The organism is Mycoplana rhizolycopersici (assembly GCF_013378445.1).
GTDB classification, from domain to species: Bacteria; Pseudomonadota; Alphaproteobacteria; order Rhizobiales; family Rhizobiaceae; genus Mycoplana; species Mycoplana rhizolycopersici.
In genome coordinates, this window is sequence record NZ_JABXYK010000010.1 from 172,399 (window position 1) to 189,027 (window position 16,629).

Here is a 16,629-nt window from a genome sequence, read left to right on the forward strand (position 1 = left end):
GTATGCAGAACATCAACCATCCTGCCCTCCCCGGTCAGGCTCCAGCCAGTAGAGGCAAATGATGAGCGAGACAACCAAAATGACGATCACGGCGCTGCAGGAGCGCGTCGAAGCGATCTTCCGCAAGGCCGGCCTGAATGCCGTGCAAGCCGGGGCACTCGCCAGGGTGATCGTTGCTGGCGAGCGCGATGCCTGCAAGTCGCACGGCGTCTATCGGATCGAGGGTGCATTGCGCACCGTGAAGGCGGGCAAGGTGAAGGCGGATGCCATTCCCGAGCTTGTCGAGCAGGCGGCGTCGGCCATCGTCCGGGTCAATGCGAACGGCGGCTTTGCGAACCCCGCCTTCGAACTCGGCGTTCCCGTCCTTGCGGAGCGGGCGCGCAACTGCGGCCTGGCGGCGCTTGTGATCAACGACTGCACGCATTTCTCCGCACTCTGGCCCGAGGTGGAGGCGTTGACGGACCAGGGCCTGGCCGGGCTCGTGATGTGCCCGAGCTACGCGACGGTGGCACCCACGGGCGGCAACAAGCCGCTGCTCGGCACCAATCCCTTTGCGTTCGGCTGGCCACGGCCGGGCAAGTCGCCCTACGTGTTCGATTTTGCGACCTCGGTTGCCGCGCGCGGCGAGATCGAGCTGCATCGTCGCGCCGGCAAGCAGCTGCCGGAGGGCTGGGCGATCGACGCCGAGGGCAATCCGACGACCGAGCCGGAGGCAGCGCTTGCCGGTGCCATGCTGCCTTTCGGGGGCCACAAGGGGTCTGCGATCGGCACCATGATCGAACTTCTTGCAGGCATCATGATCGGCGACCTCACAAGCCCCGAAGTGCTCGACTATCTCGGCACCACGACGCTTGCACCGTTCCATGGCGAACTGATCCTGGCCTTCTCGCCGGAAGCCTTTGCCGCCGGCCGGCCGGGTGACCCGTTCGGGCGCGCCGAAGTGCTGTTCGAGGCCATTGTCGGCCAGGGTGCGCGGCTACCCTCCCAGCGCCGCTACCTCGCACGCGCGAAATCCGAGAGCAACGGCATCGAACTGGCGGCAGCGGAAGTTGCGCAGCTCGAACGCCTGGAGGCGCTCGGGCTTGACGCGGTCGCCTGAACAAAAGGAGGGGCGGCAACGCCCCTCCCCTTTGACGCGCGCCAAACAAAAGAAAAGGCCCTCGCGAAGGAGGGCCTCGTCGGGTGATCAAAGCCTTGACGGCGCTCAGGCCTTGTACGTCTGTACGGCGCCCGGCAGTTTGCTCCACTCGGCGTACCAGGTGTCGAACAGCCTGAGCTGGGACTCGACATAGCCGCGCTGGCTTTCGGACAACTCGTCAGTCTCGTTGAAGTGCAGCGTGTATTCCTTGTCGCCCTTCAGGACCATCATGTGCTTGAAGTAGAGCACCAGGTCCGGTCCTTCGTCGAAGGAGGAGAGGACGGCGAGCGCCGATTCCAGCTCCAGTGCGCGCTGGCGGGCGTCCGCATCGCCGGTGGCTGCGGCCTGAGCGAGGTTGCACATGTGCAGTACTTCCCTCGGAAGCACGCAGCCAATGCCGGTGATGGCACCCGTGGCGCCGCAGTTGACGAAGCCCTGGAAAACGCACGTGTCGACGCCGATCATCAGCGAGACGCCGTCGTCGCGGCTGGTGATGTTTTCAGCGGCATAGCGCATGTCGGCCGCGCCGCCGAATTCCTTGAAGCCGACAAGGTTCGGATGTTCCGCGCGCAGCGCGAAGAAGAGATCGGCACGGGTGGCGAAACCATAATAGGGGCTGTTGTAGATGACAGCCGGCAGGTCCGGAGCGGCCGAGAGGATCGCCTTGAAGTGGTTTTTCTGGGCGGCGACGACCGAGCCGCGGGAGAGAACGCGCGGAATGACCATCAGGCCCTGCGCGCCGACCTTCTGGGCGTGGGCGGCATGGGCGACGGCGGAGGCGGTGTTGACGGCGCCAGTGCCGACAATGACCGGAACGCCGGCCTTCACCAGGCGTTCCACGCCTTCCATGCGCTGCGCGTCGGTCAGAAGCGGCCAGTCACCCATCGAGCCACAGTAGACGACGGCGGACATGCCCTTCTCGATCAGTTCCTTGCCCTTGCGTACCAGCGCGTCGAAGTCCGGCGTGCGGTCGTCCTTGCAGGGGGTCATGAGGGCGGGAATGACACCGGAAAAAATCTTGGCCTTCACGTCTGTCTCCTTTCGGCCGTTCTAAGTCGGGCAGGCGGCCGGCACGGTGCGCGAAGCCTCCCCACTATCTCGATAACGGTTTTACCATTCTGTATTTTATTTGTCGACAAGAAAAATACAAGACTGTTACAGGCTGATATCGAGCCTGTCGTTCCGGCTGAAAAGCTTCTGGACCTGCAGCACGATCTGCTCCGCATGCGCCTTGCCGATCCGGTCCGCTGCCTCGACGTCCCGGGCCTCGATTGCGGCGATGATTTCGGCATGCTCTTCCACGAAACGCTGCGGGAACTGTTCTTCGTAGGACTGGTAGTAGAGACGCAGAATGCGCCGGGCCTCGTCGAGGAGACGGCGGAAGAGGCCGGTAAAATAGGGATTGCGGCCTGCATCGGCGATTGCGGCATGGAAGGCGGCGTTCGTGGCGATCATCGCGAGCGTGTCGCGCGACTGGACTGCTGCCGCATAGTCCTCGTGGAAGCCGCGAATAATCAACAGATCCTCGGGACGATGGTACTGCGCGGCCAGACGCGTGGTGACGCGATACATCAGCACCAGCGCATCGAAGAGCGTGTTGAGGTTCAGGAAGTCGATGTTGGCCACCATGGTCGAACGGTTCGGCAGGGTCTCGATCAGCCCCTCGCCTGAAAGCCGGACCAGCGCTTCGCGGATAGGAGTGCGCGACATTCCGAACCTTTCCGCCAGTTGAACCTCGTCAATCGGGCTGCCCGGAGGCAGGACGAGATCCAGAATTTCGTCGCGCAGAAGGTCGTAAACCATCTTCACGCCGGAGCCGCGTTTGCGTTCGGGAGCGGTGGCAGTATCGGTATCAGTCATCGGCAATCCTCTTGTCGACAAAAGAAATACTTTTATGAAACAGTCGGATCAACCGTTTCAAAACACAATATCAAGCGCAATAGGCATTTTTCCGTAGAGCCTGGCCACTGGGGTGCGATTCAGCCCGGATCCGCCAATCCGGCGTTCTGCCTGGAAAGGCCGAGGAGGCTGCTACCGCCGGATCTCCAGCTCGACCACCACGGGCAGATGGTTCGAACCGAATTCGGGGGCGGTTCGCCAGGACCGCAGGGAGACGCCGGGTGAGACGGCGACATGATCGATGGGAGCGCCGATGAAGAGATAGCGTCTCAACCTGAGACTGAAGCGCGTGATTGCCGGCGGCAGCGTGTGCGCAGTCGACATGAGGCCGCTGTCACCAAGGAAATCGCGATAGTAGGGAGACCAGAGCGGCGTGTTCCAGTCGCCGGCGACGATGATGTCGGACGTCTTCGGATCGTTGCGGATCGAGTTGGCGGTCAGGGCGAGGTAGTCGTTGCGGTCGTGCCACTGCCGCAATGATCGCGGCGTGTCGGGGTGGATGGCGTAGAGCACCAGCGGTTGCGCACCTGTGTCGATCGTCAGGCGAAGCGGCTGCTTGAGGCGGCGGCCCTCGCCCGAAGTTTGCGTCAGGGGCGTTTCGGTCAGGATGGGACGTCTCGAGAAAACCTTCATGTGGTCCCGGGCAGGCAGGATGCGACTGCTTTCGTACGGAAAGAGGCCGGATGCCGCGATCGCGTCCTGCCAGGCGCCCGTCGTTTCCTGCAGGACGACGACGTCCGGGTTTTCGCTGCGTAGAAAGGCGACGAAGTCGGCGGGCGACCGCGCGTTCTCCACGAAGAGATTGGCGGTGACGATCTTCAGATTTGCCGGGCCGCTCGCCGTTTCTATAGTCGGTAGCGCATAGATCGGCCATGCGGCAACGACCATCCCCGCGACCGCGATCGCGACCAGGACGGGCCGTCGCGTCCGCAGCGCGACAATCAGGACAGCCACGCCCATGGCGAGGAAGTAGCTCCAGGCAAAGGTCAGAAGGTCCACCAGCCAGAACTGGCGTGCCAGCAAGCCGACGAGACAGGCGATGGCGGCAAAGGCCACGACGGCAAGGCCTGTCAGCCTCCTGACAATCGCAGATATGTCGAGGCGGCGTCGAAAGGCGGCCATCTATGTCTGTCTCCGGGAGGTGCTGCAAAGGGATGCCCGGGCGCGTGATCGACATGGCCGAGGTCGCTGTTCACCTATCGCGGTAGTCGGCGATGTGCAATCACGTTTACCGTGCGGGTCGCATTCGCGGAGTGAAAGTAGCGCCCTGTACGTTGGCACTTTTCGCGGTAGCGGCCCCGGTGGGCAGAAAGCGCGGCTTAGAAGGCGCTTCCCTGCCCTTTTCTGGCGGCATGGCCCTGGAAGGCGGACAGTCCAATGTCAGCCCGCGCGGTCGATATCGCTGACGGTCATTATTGCGGCTTTGCAAGCCGCGCCTTTAGCGACAGGATGATACGAGCGCCAATTGCCTCGTAGTCGCCGTCGAAATGATGCCCGCCATCGATGCCGATCGATTCTACGCCCTTGGCTGCGAGCATGGGGCAAGGATCCTCGCCGGTTTTGACTGATCGGCGAACGGCTCGAAACCGAAGTTCTCGTTGCTCGAACGTTTCGATCACGCCTGCCTGCGCTGCAGCGGGCAGGCGTTGGCGCAGCGGTTCAGCGAGGAAAGACGGTCGCGCAGGCAGCAGACGCGTCTCGTCGGTCCTGTGCCGGCGGACCTGCTGACCAGCTTGCCGAAAGCCGGGAAAAACTCGGCCGTATGGCAATTGATCCGGGTCAGGCGGTCGTGATGTGCCGCCTCCTCGCTCATCGACAGCAGGTGAAGTGTGCGCCAGAAGACGAATTCCGCATTGCTTCGGTGCAGCCGATCTGTTGTTTCGGTGTGCGCGCTGCAGCGTGCGATAACGAATTCCACATGTGCAATCACGCTATCGATCGCCTGTTCCGGTTCGCAACTGTCGCGGACGCCGAAGCGGGCGACGGTGGACATCGGTGAAAGCGCTGCTGCGACATCGTCGTATCCGGTCGAAAACCAGCGATCCGCCAGGACGCCATAGGCAAGCAGCGGGCGCAGCAGCCGGCTGAAATAGCCATAGGACCAAAGCGAGGCAGCCGCGCGGAGGTCCCCCGGCCCCCATTTGCCGGCAATTGCGTGGACCCCGGCCCGGACGATGTCGGGCGTTTCAAGCAAGCTCACAGCCGGGACGGTCGGTCCGTCGTCGATCGGTCCAAACAGCGCAGCGCAATCGGTAAACGGGGCCGGCAGCGTCGGCAGGTCGAGGGAGATCATCGCCGCCATCCGATCTGCCACATCAGATAGGGGGCGCCGACGAGGGCGGCAAACAGACCCAGGGGAAGTTCGTAAGGAAAAGCGAGATTGCGCGCGCCGAAATCGGCGAGAACCATCAGCGCTGCGCCGATCGCAAACGATGCCAGCAGATGTTCGCGTGTTCGCACGAAACCGGACTGGCGCGCCAGATGCGGTCCCATCAACCCGACGAAGCTGAGCGGACCGACCAGCAGCGACGCCGCAGCGGTGGCAACTGCGGCTGAGGCGACGATCAGCACACGCGCGCTCCGCTGTGGCATGCCGAGGGCGACGTTGGCGGCGTTTCCGAGCGGCAGCAGGGTCAGCCAGCGAACGAAGGTGAGGGCGACTGCGAGGGTGGCGACGGCGAGTGCGGCCAGCAGCACGGCGGAACTTTCGGTGGCCGTCGACGCCGTGCCGCCGAGCCAGTTCAGGATCTGCCATGCCCGCTGGTCGCCAATGGCCAAAAGTGCTCCGAGGATCGCCGTGCCGAGCGAACTGGTCGCGACACCGGCAAGAAGCAGCCTGTCGGGTTCGAGATGACGCCGTTGCGCATAGGCAAGAACGAGCAGCGTCGCGGTGACCGCGCCGGCGCCGGCTCCCGCCAGCATCTGCCACTGCGTCGGGCTGGCGGCAAAGGTCAGAGCCATGGCAAAGCCGATCCCCGCACCACCGCTGACGCCCAGGACCTCGGGGCTTGCCATTTCGTTCGAGGTCAGCCGCTGCAGCATCGCTCCGGCAAGGGCCAGCAGGCCGCCGGCGGCGCACGCGGCCAGCAGGCGCGGCCAGCGCATCGGCAGGAACTGCTCGAACTCCGTGAGAGAGAGCCAGTGCCAGACCCCCTCGCTCCGCCCGACGAGCAGGGAGGCTGCAAGTGCGATACCGACGATCAGGACGAGCGTTGCCGCCGCGGCGGGCGAAGACTTGCGGACGAGGTGCAACTGTGCGTGAGCCGGCCTCTTCGCGTGTCTGATTTTCGGCAGCAGCCAGAGGAGCAGTGGTCCGCCGAGCAAGGCCGTGACCGCACCTGTCGGGAATTGCTCGGCCGCGGCCTGCGCGGCAAATTGCACGAGGCCGTCGCAAAGCCAAAGAAGAAGCGCGCCCGCAGCTGTCGATGCGACCATCAGGGGCGATTCGTTTCGGATGCCGACTGCTTTGGCAAGGTGGGGCGCCGCAAGGCCGACGAAGCCGATCAGGCCCAGTTTTGCCGACACGCCGGCCGCAAGGAAGATGCCGATCGCAGCAACCGCAAGCCGGATCGCGGTAACGCCGACCCCCAGCGAGCGGGCGGCGGTGTCGCCCAGCGCCAGCAGCCGAAGCGGCCGCATGAGAAAGAAAGACGCCACAAGTGCGATCCCAAGTTCGACCGCCAGCCGTTCTGCCGTCGACCAGTCCTGCTGGCTCAACGAGCCGCCGTTCCAGGTGACGAGCGACATCAGGTATTCGCCCTGTGAAAGGGTCAGTGCCGCGGCAACTGCGCTCGCGGTAACTCCGACGAGCAGCCCCGATACGACCATGGTGACCGGCTCGAAATTCCGTCTCCAGCCGAGAAAGAAGACGATCGCCGTCGCAGTGGCCGCCCCTGCCAGGGCGACCATCTCCCTGCTGCCATCGATTGCCGATGGCAGGAACAGCGTCGCCGCGACGATAAAAAGTTGGGCACCCGAGGAAAGACCTAGCGTCGAGGCATCGGCAATCGGATTGCGCAGGACCTGCTGGAAGAGAAATCCGGTGAGGCCAAGTGCGGCGCCGGCCAGAATGGCAACCGCACCGCGTGGCAGAACGGCATAGGCCAGAATGATCTGGTTCGTGTCCATCGCTGCCGGATCGAACGGCCAGGCCGGCCAGGCGGCGAAGGGGAGTAACGCGGTCGCGTTGTGCAACTGTAATCCCAGTGCAAGAAACAGTGCGACAGCGACAATCGCGTAGCGGGCCATGGCCGTCATCTTTGTTCCCTCGGCTGGACGAGGGCGGGGGTGACAAGGCTGGCAAAGCGCATGGCGGCACAGATCCCGCCATAGGGGTTTACATTGCCGATCTGGAACACGCGGCTCTTCCGGACGGGTTCCAGCGACTGCCAGATCATGCTGTCGCGCAGGCTCGTCCGCGCCTCTACCGGGATGTCCGAGACGATGATGATCGCAGCTTCCGGACGGGCTGCCAGTGCTTCCAGCGGGACGGGAGCTGCAAAGGTGAAACGGGAGCGATCCGTCCAGGCATTGACGAGGCCCAGCCTGGCAGCAATGTCGCCGAACATGCTGTCTGCGCCGAATGCGCGGAAATGCCGGGCGTCGCCGATGTTGACGATGTAGACCGGCGTCTTCGCGGCCGTCGCGAGCTTTTCGCGCATCAGGCCGATCCGGGCCGCCTGCCACGCCAGCAATTGCTCCGCCTGTTCTCCAAGTTCCAGCTTTCGTCCCAGCTCCGAAACGGCGTTGAGAGCCTTTTCGTAGGGTGGCTCGCCGCGAACGTAGAACGGCAGCGAGTACACCGGCGCAATGGCCTCAAGCGCAGCCTCCTGCCTGGCATAGAAGGGCGAACTGAGGATCAGGTCCGGTTTCAGCGCATGGAGATATTCGTAGTTCGGTGAACCACGCAGGCCGAGATCGGCCACAGATGGCGGTATGGCGGGTTCGACCGCCTTGTCGCGAAAAGCGATCAGTTCCGTCGCAGCGATCGGGGTAACGCCGAGCGCTATCGCCGTTTCCAGCATCGCCCAATCGATGGCGGCCACGCGCGTCACGCTGGCAGCCCCCGCCCGACCTGGAACTGCAAGCGCCGCCAGCAGCCCGAAGAGCTGCCGGCGGCTGACGGCGCATCCGTGGGGTCGGTCGATTGCCATATCAGGGGGTTACGATCACCATGAGAAGCTGAGCCTGCCCATTACCGTGCGCCCGTCGCCATAGGTGCACCCGAACGTGCCGCAACTGGAGAGGTATTCCTTGTCGGCCAGGTTGGCGAAATTGAGCGAAGCTTTGACATTGTCTTTCTGGTAGTGGATCGCGGCGTCGAGCAAGGCGACGTCGCCCAATTCGTAGGTGTTGGCAGTGTTGCCGTAGCGCGAGCCGATATAACGCACGCCGCCACCGATGCCAAATCCTTCCAGAGTGGTGTCCTCGCGGAACCGGTAGTCCAGCCAGAGGCTTGCCGCATTGAGAGGTACGTTGTCCAGCTGGTTGCCGTTGTCGGATCCGCCGACGATTTCGGTGTGCGTGTACGTGTAGGCCGCCCGCAGGTCGAGACCGTCGGCGAGGCTTGCCACGGCTTCCAGTTCGATACCCTTGACGCGAACTTCGCCGATCTGGGCCGTCACGACGCCGCCCGTGCCATCCGGCACCTGCGTCGGTACGTTTTCCTGGCGCAGATCGTAGGCAGCAGCGGTGAGGAAGCCGTTCCATCCATCCGGGCGATATTTCACACCGACTTCGACCTGCTTGCCGGTGGTAGGCTCCAGCGGCCCGCCGGTGGCCGGAACTGCAACGGGCTCGAACGAAGTCGAGTAGCTGATATAGGGCGCGATGCCGTTGTCGAAGACATAGCCGAGCCCTGCCCTGCCTGTCAGCTTGTGGTCGTCCTGATCGAGCGGGCGGGCGACGTCGAGATTGCGGTTCGTCGATGTGCCGTCGGTCTGCGCCCAGTCATGCCGCAGGCCGAAGGTCGCCCTCCAGTTCTCATAGGCGATCTCGTCCTGCGCATAGACGCCGAGCTGCCGTATCGTCGAATCGACATACGTATTGACCGTAGGGATCGCTGCAAGTTCGATCGGGCCGCCATAGTGCGGATCGCGCGAATTAAGCGGCGTCGCCTGGAAGAATTGCGTGCCGACATTGTTGTCGAAATAGCGATAGTCGAGGCCGACGAGGAGCTTGTGGTCGACGGCTCCGGTGGCAAATTCGCCGAGGAGGTTGTTGTCGACGTTGACGGTGTTGAGGCGTTCGTCCTGGAAGGTGGCGTTGCGGCGGATGCTGAAGCCGTCAGGCATCAAGCCGCCGCTCAGCGACGACATGCCGAGCGCCTGATATTTCCAGTCCAGGTTGCTGTAGCGGAAGCTCTGGCGGAAGGTCCACTGCGCATCGAACTGATGCTCGAATTCATAGCCGATGTTCGTCTGGTTGCGGCTTGACCGGTCGAAGCCCTGGTCGCCGACGTAGAATTCCCGGCCAAGCGGATTTCCCGAATCGAGCGTTAGCGCAACGGGCAGCCCGGAAGGCGAACTGGGATTGTCGTGCTGGAAGCTGGTCAGGACGGTGAGCGTCGTGGCGTCGTCAGGCTTCCATGTGAAGGCAGGGGCGATGTAGTACCTGTCGTTCTGCAGCTGTTCGACCTGCTGATGGCCGACGCGTGCGACGCCGGTAAGCCGGTAGGCGAAGTCGGCGCTTTCCGTCTTGTCGCCGATGTCGAAGAAGGTGCCGTAGGTATCGTAGCTGCCCGCCTGCACGCCCACCTCGCCGAACCGCTCGAAGATCGGCCGCTTGCTGACGAGATTGATGATTCCGCCCGGCGTTGCCTGGCCATACATGACCGAAGCGGGGCCGCGCAGGACCTCCACGCGCTCGAGTCCGTAAAGTTCGACAGGGGCCGCACCGGCGGTGCGCATCAGGCGAAGGCCGTTCAGGTATTGCGACTGGCGACCGTCGAAGCCGCGAATGCGCGGCGAATCGAAGCGCGAGTCGGCTCCATAGGGCTCGCTGGACACGCCGGCGGTATAGCCAAGCGCCTGCCCGAGGGTCGTGGCACCCTGTGCCGAGATCTGGTCGGCAGTGATGACGGAGACCGATTGAGGCGTTTCGAGAAGCGGCGTGCCTGTCTTCGTCGCAGTCAGGCTCGTCGTTGCCACATAGCCGTCGACCGGCCCGGTGGGATCTTCAAGGTTACCGGATTCCACGACGATCGGCGCCAACGCCGTCGAAGCTTCCTGCGCGAGCGACCTGTGGAGAGGCAGAAGCGCAGTGCTGCTGACGAGCGAGGTGAAGGCGAAGAAAGATATCTTCTTCAGAGCCACGACTGGTCCTTTCATTCAGCCTATGCCCGCCGTAAAACCGCCGGGCAAATAATCTTGACAAAAGCAGTCGTGTTATTAGACGGGTTTATGTGCGCGATCCAATAGCAGGCATCGTTAGTTTCAGAAGCAGAACTTATGAAAGATGCCTGGATGACCCAAAGACCCGGCCTCGAGCTACGCCACATTCGCTACTTCGTCGCCCTGGCCGAAGAGGGAAACTTCGAACGCGCGGCGGCGCGGCTTAACATTGCGCAGCCGGGTCTCAGCCAACAGATGCTGAAACTGGAGGAGATACTTGGCGTCTCCCTGCTGGATCGAAGCCGGCGATCGGTACGCCTGACATTGGCAGGACAGGTCATGCTGGAAGAAGCGCGCCGCGTCCTGCGCCAGTGCGAAGCGACCGTGGAAGCGGTGACGCGGGCCGCGCGCGGCGAGGCGGGGAGAATCGCCATCGGCTATGTCGCCTCCGTCGCCTATACCGGGCTGCTCACCGAGGTTCTCTCCCAGTTCCGCCTGACGCATCCGGGTGTCGAATTGCAACTCACCGAGATGGAAATGCGCCTGCAGCTTGAGAAAATCAGCGAAGGCAGCCTGGACTTCGGGTTCATCCGCCCCCCTGCAGGGATGCCTGCCGGCGTTGCGACCATGCTGATGCTCAACGAGGATTTCGTGGTGGCACTGCCGCGCAATCACCGTTTCGCGGCGCTCGACGCCGTAGCCCTTTCCATATTGTCGACGGAAACGTTCATCATCCCCCGGCAACCGCCGGATGTCGGCTTTCACCGCAATCTGCTGCTCGCTTGCGAGGAGGCCGGGTTCAAGCCGCGCATCAACAACATGGGCAAGGACTTTACCACCATCGCCAGCATGGTCGCGGTAGGACTGGGCGTCGCGCTGGTCCCGCGGTCGCTGGATTGCGTGCAACTGCCGGGCATCGTCTATCTGCCGATCACGGCATGCTCCGTGACCTCACACCTCGCCGGCGCCTACAGGAAGGTCGAACCCTCGCCCACCATCCGTTCCTTCATTGCCCACTGCCGCAAGGCGACCACGCACCTCAGCGTGGAGGACGCGACGGGACGAGCTGCTGTCATCTCTCGTCGCTCACCAGAAGCTGCATCAATCTTTCGCGTGTGAGCGGCAGGTCGCGGACGCGCACTCCAAGGGCGTGCGAGACGGCGTTGCCGATTGCCGCGGCGACAGGCCCCTGGGCGGCCTCGCCTGCACCGAGCGGCGGCTCGTTCTCATTGACAATGAACCGCGTTTCGACTTCGGGGACATCGGAAAAGCGCAAGATCGGATAGTTCGACCAATTGAGCGGCGGAACGCGACCATCCGCGACGGGAACCGATTCCAGCAGTGTCCAGCTCGCGGACTGGAGGGCACCCCCCTCGATCTGGGCTCGGGCGCCTTGCGGATTTATGAGAAAGCCCGCGTCCACGCAGAGCCACAGCCTTTCGACTCGTACGGCCTCGTCGACGGTGACCTCGGCAACGGCTGCGAGCCATGCGCCCTTGTTCTTGTAGCGGGAAACGCCGACGCCGCGTCCGCGTCCCTCCCCGCCCGCATCGTCTGGCCGCCAGCCACTCATCGCGGCAACCTCGTTCAAGACAGCGCGGCAGCGTTTATCCTTCAGGTGGCGGAGGCGGAGGGCGATTGGGTCTATCCCGGCGATCCCTGCCAGCTCGTCCATTGCGCATTCGATGGCAAAAACGTTCAGATGCGCGCCGAGCGAGCGGAGTGAAGAGGTGCGGATCGGACTACGGGTATCGAGCGAGACGCTGACTTCATGGTCGGGGAAGTCATAGATCGCTGTCGCATTGCGCGATGCGCCGCCGCCTGCCAGTTCCGGCACGTCTTCCACGTGACGAGGAGCGTGGCCCGGATCCAGCGCCTCCGCCGAACTCAGATTGGCATAGCCGCCGGTTCCCGGCCGCTGTGCCTGCGGCGCGCTGACGACCGACAACTTCCACGCCGAGACGCTTCCATCGCTGCCAAGTGCTGCTTCGATTTCGGTCGCCATTGCAGCTCCAAGCGGGCCACGGCTGAGTTCATCGACGCGCGACCACTGCACGCGAACGGGCGTTCCCTTCAATTCGCAGGCGACGATCGCGGCATCGAGGGCCGCATCGTCGGCCCCGTTGTGGCCGTAGCATCCGGCACCTGGCACATGGATAACGCGGACGCGCAATGGTCGAAGATCCAGGCAGGCGGCGATCTGGTCGCGCAGTGCGAAGACGCCCTGGGAATGGGACCAGACCGTCAGTCCGCCATCGACGAAATGGGCAAGCGCGCAGCTGGGGCCGATCGAACCGTGCGCGATGTAGCCGCGGGAGTAGCGCGCGCGGATGGCGGAATTTGTCGCGCGGTGACCGGCATGATCCTTTCTGACCTCCTTGCGCATCTCGGCAGGCGCTTTCGCAGCACACTTTCGCCCGGGATCCGGCGTCCATTCGACGAAGACCTCGGCTTCGTCATGAGCGGCATGGACGGCGTATTCGTCTGCTCCCACAAATGCCAGAAAGTCGCCTTTCTGAAAGATCACCACGGTCGGGTGGCGTCGGGAGAAGCCTGTACGGTCGATCGAGGCAAGCCGCGCCAGTCGAAACGGCTGGCGGACGATCCGGGCGTGCCTCATGCCCTCGAAGGCCATGTCATGAATGAAGCCGCCAGATGCAAGGCGCTGCAGCACGTCACCGCGCCGCGTACTCGTTCCGGCGAGGCGATAGTCCCGTCGATCGCGGCCGATCGTCCGGACATCGACCACCTGGGTCCAGTCGACCTCGGGCGCGAGCGTCCAGAAATCCAGCCCGATATCGGTCCCTTCCACGCGCAGCAGACCGTCGTGGCAGGAAATCTCTTCCGGCCGGTGCCCGGTTCGGGTCGCGGCAACTCGAAGCAGTGCCTGCCGGCTCTGGGCTGCGACCAGTCGCAGAGCTGCGCCGCTGACCTCGACGGACTGGCTGCCTGCCGTGAAGCCCTCGTTGGGAGAAAGCAGAGTGTCAGCCGGCAAGATCTCGACACGCTCGAGCGCGACTTCCAGTTCCTCAGCGACAATCTGCGCCAGCGCGACCAAAATTCCCTGGCCCAGTTCAACCTTGCCGGTGCGAACCTGTACCTTTCCCGGCGATGCGAACGATATCCAACTGCCGAGCTGCGGCGTATCCTGCAGGCTTTTGGGCAACGGCGTGACAGTCATGCGCTGGGCTCACCGAGCATTTCCGCGGCGCGCTCGACGGCACGCAGGATCGTTGTATGCGCACCGCAACGGCAGAGATGGCCATCCAGGGCCTCGATGATCCGGGCGCGCGAAGGGTTGGTCTCACGTGCGAGGAGGGCAAACGCGCTCATCACGATCCCGGCGAGGCAGTAGCCGCACTGCCCTGCTTGCTCCAGTTCAAAGGCGCTCAACAGCGCGGCTCCGACCCGATCGCGGCCGATCGCTTCGGGGGTGACGACGGTCCGGCCGTCCAGCGCGGAAGCCGGCAGGGAACAGCTGGGACGCGCCTCGCCGTCGATCAGCACCACGCAGGCGCCGCACTGCTCCAGGCCGCAGCCGAAACGGACGGCCTTGAGGCCGAGGCGGTTTCTCAGGGTGAAGAGCAGCGGCTCGTCTGCCGCCAGCACAACGTCACTGCCGTTTATCCGGCATCGGGGCTGACCGTTCATGGCGTGGCTTCCATCGGTCATTGCGGCTGCGGTCCGGTGGAACGCTTAAACCTGTCCGCCAGCCAGTCAGCGACCATCGGACGGTAGAGCCAGGGGATGTTGTTGCAGACGTGGTTGCCGCCCGGCAACACGTGCAGTTCAGCACCATTGCGGCAGAAACGCGCGCAGGCCTCGGCTTCGGAAGGTGGAAATATCCTGTCGCGGCCACCGTGGACAATGAGCGCCGGTGCTCTCGGACCGTCGCAGCCCTTCAGCGTGAAGTCGGCCGCGCGCGCAGGAACGTTATCGCTGCCCAGCGCAAAATGCATGTTGTCGCGATAGACCTGCGGCAGTTCCGGCCAGAGCCCGCCGAGGTCGAAGAAGCCGTTGATCGAGACGACGCCCTGGAGGTCTGGCAGGTGCGCCGAGGCGCGAAGCGCCAGGTGCCCACCGAAGGCCATGCCGACGAGACCGACCTGCCCGGAAAGCTCGCTTCGCCCGCTGACGGCATGGAGCGCCGCATGGATCGCCGGCGCCACGTCCGGCCGCAGTGGCCCGTGCGAACGTCCCTCGCCTTGCCCCGGGCCGTCGAGCGAAAGCGTGGCGATGCCGCGCGCGTGGAAATGGCGCTCCAACGCAGGAAATTCTTCCTTGGTCGAGTCCGAGCCGGGCAGGATGACGGCAAGCGGGCGGGGATCGGCTCCAGCCGGCGTACGGAGCACCGCGCGCAGATAGCCGTCCTCGAACGGGATGTCGATGATTTCGCCGGGGGGATCGAGGAGCGGCAGGGCAAGGCGGTAGAACTCCGCCTTTCGTGCGGCGGCGGCAGCTTTCGCGGCGACATCCTCGAAGGCCATGAACTGGCCGAAGTGGTAGAAGAGGCTGGCGCGCGCATAGGCCTCGCCCGCGGTGACCTGGTGCCCGTCCGCGAGTGCTGTGGCGGCGATCTGTGCGTGCCGGTCGCCCTCCGCGCACCAGGCCGGAAGCCAGTTGGCCCATGTCCCCGCTTGCTCTATGACAGCACGAGCAGTGGCGGAGGGAATGCCGGCAACCTCGATGCGCGGCAGCCAGTGCTCCACGACGCTGAGCAGCCTGTTTTCGACCTGATCCACGCTTCATCTCCTGCTGCGTCCATTCCAGTCAGTGCTGGGGCGACCGGCTGCAGCAAGTTGCCGGCTGCAAGCTTGGGTAACGACGATCCGGCGGCGCGCGCAGATCGCCCTGGCGGCTCAGCCGGCCGCGGCGCGTCCGCTCATGTCGGCATCGCGAGCAGGATCGAGGCGGGTGCGTTCGTGCGGTTCACGAGCGCACGCGCCTCGCCCGGGGCCAGCCGGCAACTGTCGAGGAAACCGAGTGTGACGCTTTCTGTCGGCGTTTCGACCGTCACCTCGCCGCCGACGACGATGTAGATCTTCTCCACCGCTGCGTCCTTCAGCGAGGTCCGCCCGCCCGGCAGGAGATGCGACAGCCCGATCCAGATCCTATCCGTTTCCGTGGCTTCCTTCCCCTGCAGGCGCAGGCAGCGCATGTCGTAGTGTTCCGGCGCCTCATAGGGCCTGGCGTCCGCATATCGCGTCACCTGCATCCCGCCGTCCTCACGGTTTCAGAAGCACGCGGTCCGGCGTTCCGCGCAGGACCGAGGCGTAGGCCTTGGCTGCATCGGCCAGGTCGTAGCAGGTGGCCGGATTGATCGGGAACGGCTTCAGCTTGCCCTCCTCGAACTTAGGCCGCAACTTGTCGAAGATGCGTGCGCCGTCGACCGACGACAGCGCCAGTGTGTCGATGCCGATATATTTGTGCCGGCCGCGGAAGAAGTTGAAGATGTCGAACGGGACGGCGCGGTCGAAGGTGGAGATGAAGATCTGCCGCGCCTGCTTGGCCATGGCGTTGTTGGCAATCTCGAAATACGGGCTGCCGACCGTATTGAAGACGATGTCGGCGCCGTGCCCGCCGGTCTTTTCCCTGACGATGGCGGCCACGTCCTGGGTGGCGCTGTTGAGCATCTCGACGGGGCCGTTTCTATGCGCCATCAGCGGCTGCTCGTTGTACTCGACGGCGAAAACGGTCGCACCCGCAAGGGTCGCAAGCTGGATGGCGGCCTGCCCCACCTTGCCGTTGCCGCCGCAGACGAGGACCACATCGGTCGGCTGTACGCCGCCGGCCTCGCGCAGGCCTTCGTAGGCGGTGATGAATGGAACGCCGATCGATCCGGCCTCCTCCATCGTGAAGTTCTTCGGCTTGGCGCGCACCGCCTTCTGGTCGAGCACCATCCATTTGCCGTGGCTGCCATCCTGGCTGATTCCCAGTTCGCCGCCGCCGCCCCAGATCTCCATGCCGATCATGTTTGACGGTCCCTCGCGGACGACGCCGCCGAAGTCGCGGCCGGGCGTACGCGGCCAGACGGCGTGCGGCATATGCCCGAGCGAGGCCTTCACGTCGCTCGGGTTGACGCCGGCGGCGACGATCTCGACCAACACCTGGCCGGGACCCGGCCGCGGCACGGCGATATCGACGACATCGATCAGGAGATTGTCCAGATCGGGCGATTTTTGCGATACGCGCAGCGCCTTGCCCATTTTCGTGTCCACCTGGATGTTCATGTCATTCCTCCCTGGAATACTAGAAGACGGG

General features: G+C 64.2%; 15 protein-coding genes. 2 read left to right on the forward strand and 13 right to left on the reverse strand.

The genetic code is table 11. From position 1 onward, the window contains the following. Nucleotides 1-61: 61 nt before the first annotated feature. Nucleotides 62-1,099, forward strand: coding sequence for an Ldh family oxidoreductase (locus HV823_RS17255; RefSeq protein WP_176950966.1), 1,038 nt, complete (start codon nucleotides 62-64; stop codon nucleotides 1,097-1,099). A 105-nt stretch (nucleotides 1,100-1,204) separates the two neighbouring features. Here HV823_RS17255 and HV823_RS17260 read toward each other — a convergent pair whose 3' ends face one another. The 8 genes from HV823_RS17260 to HV823_RS17295 all read right to left on the reverse strand — a co-directional run bounded on the left by HV823_RS17260 (nucleotide 1,205) and on the right by HV823_RS17295 (nucleotide 10,365). Continuing rightward, the gene (locus HV823_RS17260) at nucleotides 1,205-2,167 is read right to left on the reverse strand and encodes a dihydrodipicolinate synthase family protein (protein WP_176950967.1); all 963 of its coding nucleotides are present in this window, start codon (nucleotides 2,165-2,167) and stop codon (nucleotides 1,205-1,207) included. Nucleotides 2,168-2,293: 126 nt separating this feature from the next. Further along, the gene (locus HV823_RS17265) at nucleotides 2,294-2,998 is read right to left on the reverse strand and encodes a GntR family transcriptional regulator (RefSeq protein ID WP_176950968.1); all 705 of its coding nucleotides are present in this window, start codon (nucleotides 2,996-2,998) and stop codon (nucleotides 2,294-2,296) included. A 171-nt stretch (nucleotides 2,999-3,169) separates the two neighbouring features. Beyond that, nucleotides 3,170-4,159: an endonuclease/exonuclease/phosphatase family protein gene (locus tag HV823_RS17270; protein WP_176950969.1), complete on the reverse strand. Its 990-nt coding sequence runs from the start codon at nucleotides 4,157-4,159 to the stop codon at nucleotides 3,170-3,172. 290 nt (nucleotides 4,160-4,449) lie between these two features. Continuing rightward, on the reverse strand, nucleotides 4,450-4,656 hold the full coding sequence (locus tag HV823_RS27070) for an AcvB/VirJ family lysyl-phosphatidylglycerol hydrolase (RefSeq protein ID WP_343051885.1): 207 nt from the start codon (nucleotides 4,654-4,656) through the stop codon (nucleotides 4,450-4,452). After that, nucleotides 4,653-5,330 (reverse strand): hypothetical protein, encoded by a 678-nt coding sequence (locus HV823_RS17280; RefSeq protein ID WP_176950971.1) that lies wholly within the window; start codon nucleotides 5,328-5,330, stop codon nucleotides 4,653-4,655. Before HV823_RS17280 ends, HV823_RS27070 begins: the two co-directional genes overlap by 4 nt. Continuing rightward, the gene (gene fhuB, locus HV823_RS17285) at nucleotides 5,327-7,294 is read right to left on the reverse strand and encodes a Fe(3+)-hydroxamate ABC transporter permease FhuB (protein WP_176950972.1); all 1,968 of its coding nucleotides are present in this window, start codon (nucleotides 7,292-7,294) and stop codon (nucleotides 5,327-5,329) included. Before fhuB ends, HV823_RS17280 begins: the two co-directional genes overlap by 4 nt. After that, nucleotides 7,291-8,190, reverse strand: a complete 900-nt coding sequence (locus tag HV823_RS17290) for an iron-siderophore ABC transporter substrate-binding protein (protein ID WP_176950973.1) — start codon at nucleotides 8,188-8,190, stop codon at nucleotides 7,291-7,293. Before HV823_RS17290 ends, fhuB begins: the two co-directional genes overlap by 4 nt. A gap of 15 nt (nucleotides 8,191-8,205) precedes the next feature. Next, nucleotides 8,206-10,365: a TonB-dependent siderophore receptor gene (locus HV823_RS17295; protein WP_176950974.1), complete on the reverse strand. Its 2,160-nt coding sequence runs from the start codon at nucleotides 10,363-10,365 to the stop codon at nucleotides 8,206-8,208. A 135-nt stretch (nucleotides 10,366-10,500) separates the two neighbouring features. On the opposite strand from HV823_RS17295, the gene HV823_RS17300 reads away from it, so the two are divergent. After that, nucleotides 10,501-11,487, forward strand: a complete 987-nt coding sequence (locus tag HV823_RS17300) for a LysR substrate-binding domain-containing protein (protein WP_246301508.1) — start codon at nucleotides 10,501-10,503, stop codon at nucleotides 11,485-11,487. Here the strand turns inward: HV823_RS17300 and HV823_RS17305 are convergent. The 5 genes from HV823_RS17305 to HV823_RS17325 all read right to left on the reverse strand — a co-directional run bounded on the left by HV823_RS17305 (nucleotide 11,441) and on the right by HV823_RS17325 (nucleotide 16,598). Further along, nucleotides 11,441-13,549, reverse strand: coding sequence for a xanthine dehydrogenase family protein molybdopterin-binding subunit (locus tag HV823_RS17305; protein ID WP_176950976.1), 2,109 nt, complete (start codon nucleotides 13,547-13,549; stop codon nucleotides 11,441-11,443). The two genes, HV823_RS17300 and HV823_RS17305, sit on opposite strands and share 47 nt — an antisense overlap. Then, complete coding sequence (locus tag HV823_RS17310; RefSeq protein ID WP_176950977.1) at nucleotides 13,546-14,019, reverse strand: (2Fe-2S)-binding protein; 474 nt, start codon at nucleotides 14,017-14,019, stop codon at nucleotides 13,546-13,548. Before HV823_RS17310 ends, HV823_RS17305 begins: the two co-directional genes overlap by 4 nt. 17 nt (nucleotides 14,020-14,036) lie before the next feature. Then, the gene (locus tag HV823_RS17315; RefSeq protein ID WP_176950978.1) at nucleotides 14,037-15,110 is read right to left on the reverse strand and encodes an alpha/beta hydrolase; all 1,074 of its coding nucleotides are present in this window, start codon (nucleotides 15,108-15,110) and stop codon (nucleotides 14,037-14,039) included. 140 nt (nucleotides 15,111-15,250) lie between these two features. Further along, nucleotides 15,251-15,583, reverse strand: coding sequence for a cupin domain-containing protein (locus HV823_RS17320; RefSeq protein ID WP_176950979.1), 333 nt, complete (start codon nucleotides 15,581-15,583; stop codon nucleotides 15,251-15,253). 10 nt (nucleotides 15,584-15,593) lie between these two features. Further along, nucleotides 15,594-16,598, reverse strand: coding sequence for a quinone oxidoreductase family protein (locus HV823_RS17325; protein ID WP_176950980.1), 1,005 nt, complete (start codon nucleotides 16,596-16,598; stop codon nucleotides 15,594-15,596). Nucleotides 16,599-16,629: the final 31 nt, after the last annotated feature.

Excerpts from the sequence above, each read along its gene's own strand:
- HV823_RS17255 (WP_176950966.1), top strand. The coding sequence starts at position 62 with ATGAGCGAGACAACCAAAATGACGATCACGGCGCTGCAGGAGCGCGTC.
- HV823_RS17265 (WP_176950968.1), bottom strand. The coding sequence starts at position 2,998 with ATGACTGATACCGATACTGCCACCGCTCCCGAACGCAAACGCGGCTCC.
- HV823_RS17270 (WP_176950969.1), bottom strand. The coding sequence starts at position 4,159 with ATGGCCGCCTTTCGACGCCGCCTCGACATATCTGCGATTGTCAGGAGG.
- HV823_RS17280 (WP_176950971.1), bottom strand. The coding sequence starts at position 5,330 with ATGATCTCCCTCGACCTGCCGACGCTGCCGGCCCCGTTTACCGATTGC.
- fhuB (WP_176950972.1), bottom strand. The coding sequence starts at position 7,294 with ATGACGGCCATGGCCCGCTACGCGATTGTCGCTGTCGCACTGTTTCTT.
- HV823_RS17290 (WP_176950973.1), bottom strand. The coding sequence starts at position 8,190 with ATGGCAATCGACCGACCCCACGGATGCGCCGTCAGCCGCCGGCAGCTC.
- HV823_RS17295 (WP_176950974.1), bottom strand. The coding sequence starts at position 10,365 with ATGAAAGGACCAGTCGTGGCTCTGAAGAAGATATCTTTCTTCGCCTTC.
- HV823_RS17300 (WP_246301508.1), top strand. The coding sequence starts at position 10,501 with ATGACCCAAAGACCCGGCCTCGAGCTACGCCACATTCGCTACTTCGTC.
- HV823_RS17305 (WP_176950976.1), bottom strand. The coding sequence starts at position 13,549 with ATGACTGTCACGCCGTTGCCCAAAAGCCTGCAGGATACGCCGCAGCTC.
- HV823_RS17310 (WP_176950977.1), bottom strand. The coding sequence starts at position 14,019 with ATGAACGGTCAGCCCCGATGCCGGATAAACGGCAGTGACGTTGTGCTG.
- HV823_RS17320 (WP_176950979.1), bottom strand. The coding sequence starts at position 15,583 with ATGCAGGTGACGCGATATGCGGACGCCAGGCCCTATGAGGCGCCGGAA.
- HV823_RS17325 (WP_176950980.1), bottom strand. The coding sequence starts at position 16,598 with ATGAACATCCAGGTGGACACGAAAATGGGCAAGGCGCTGCGCGTATCG.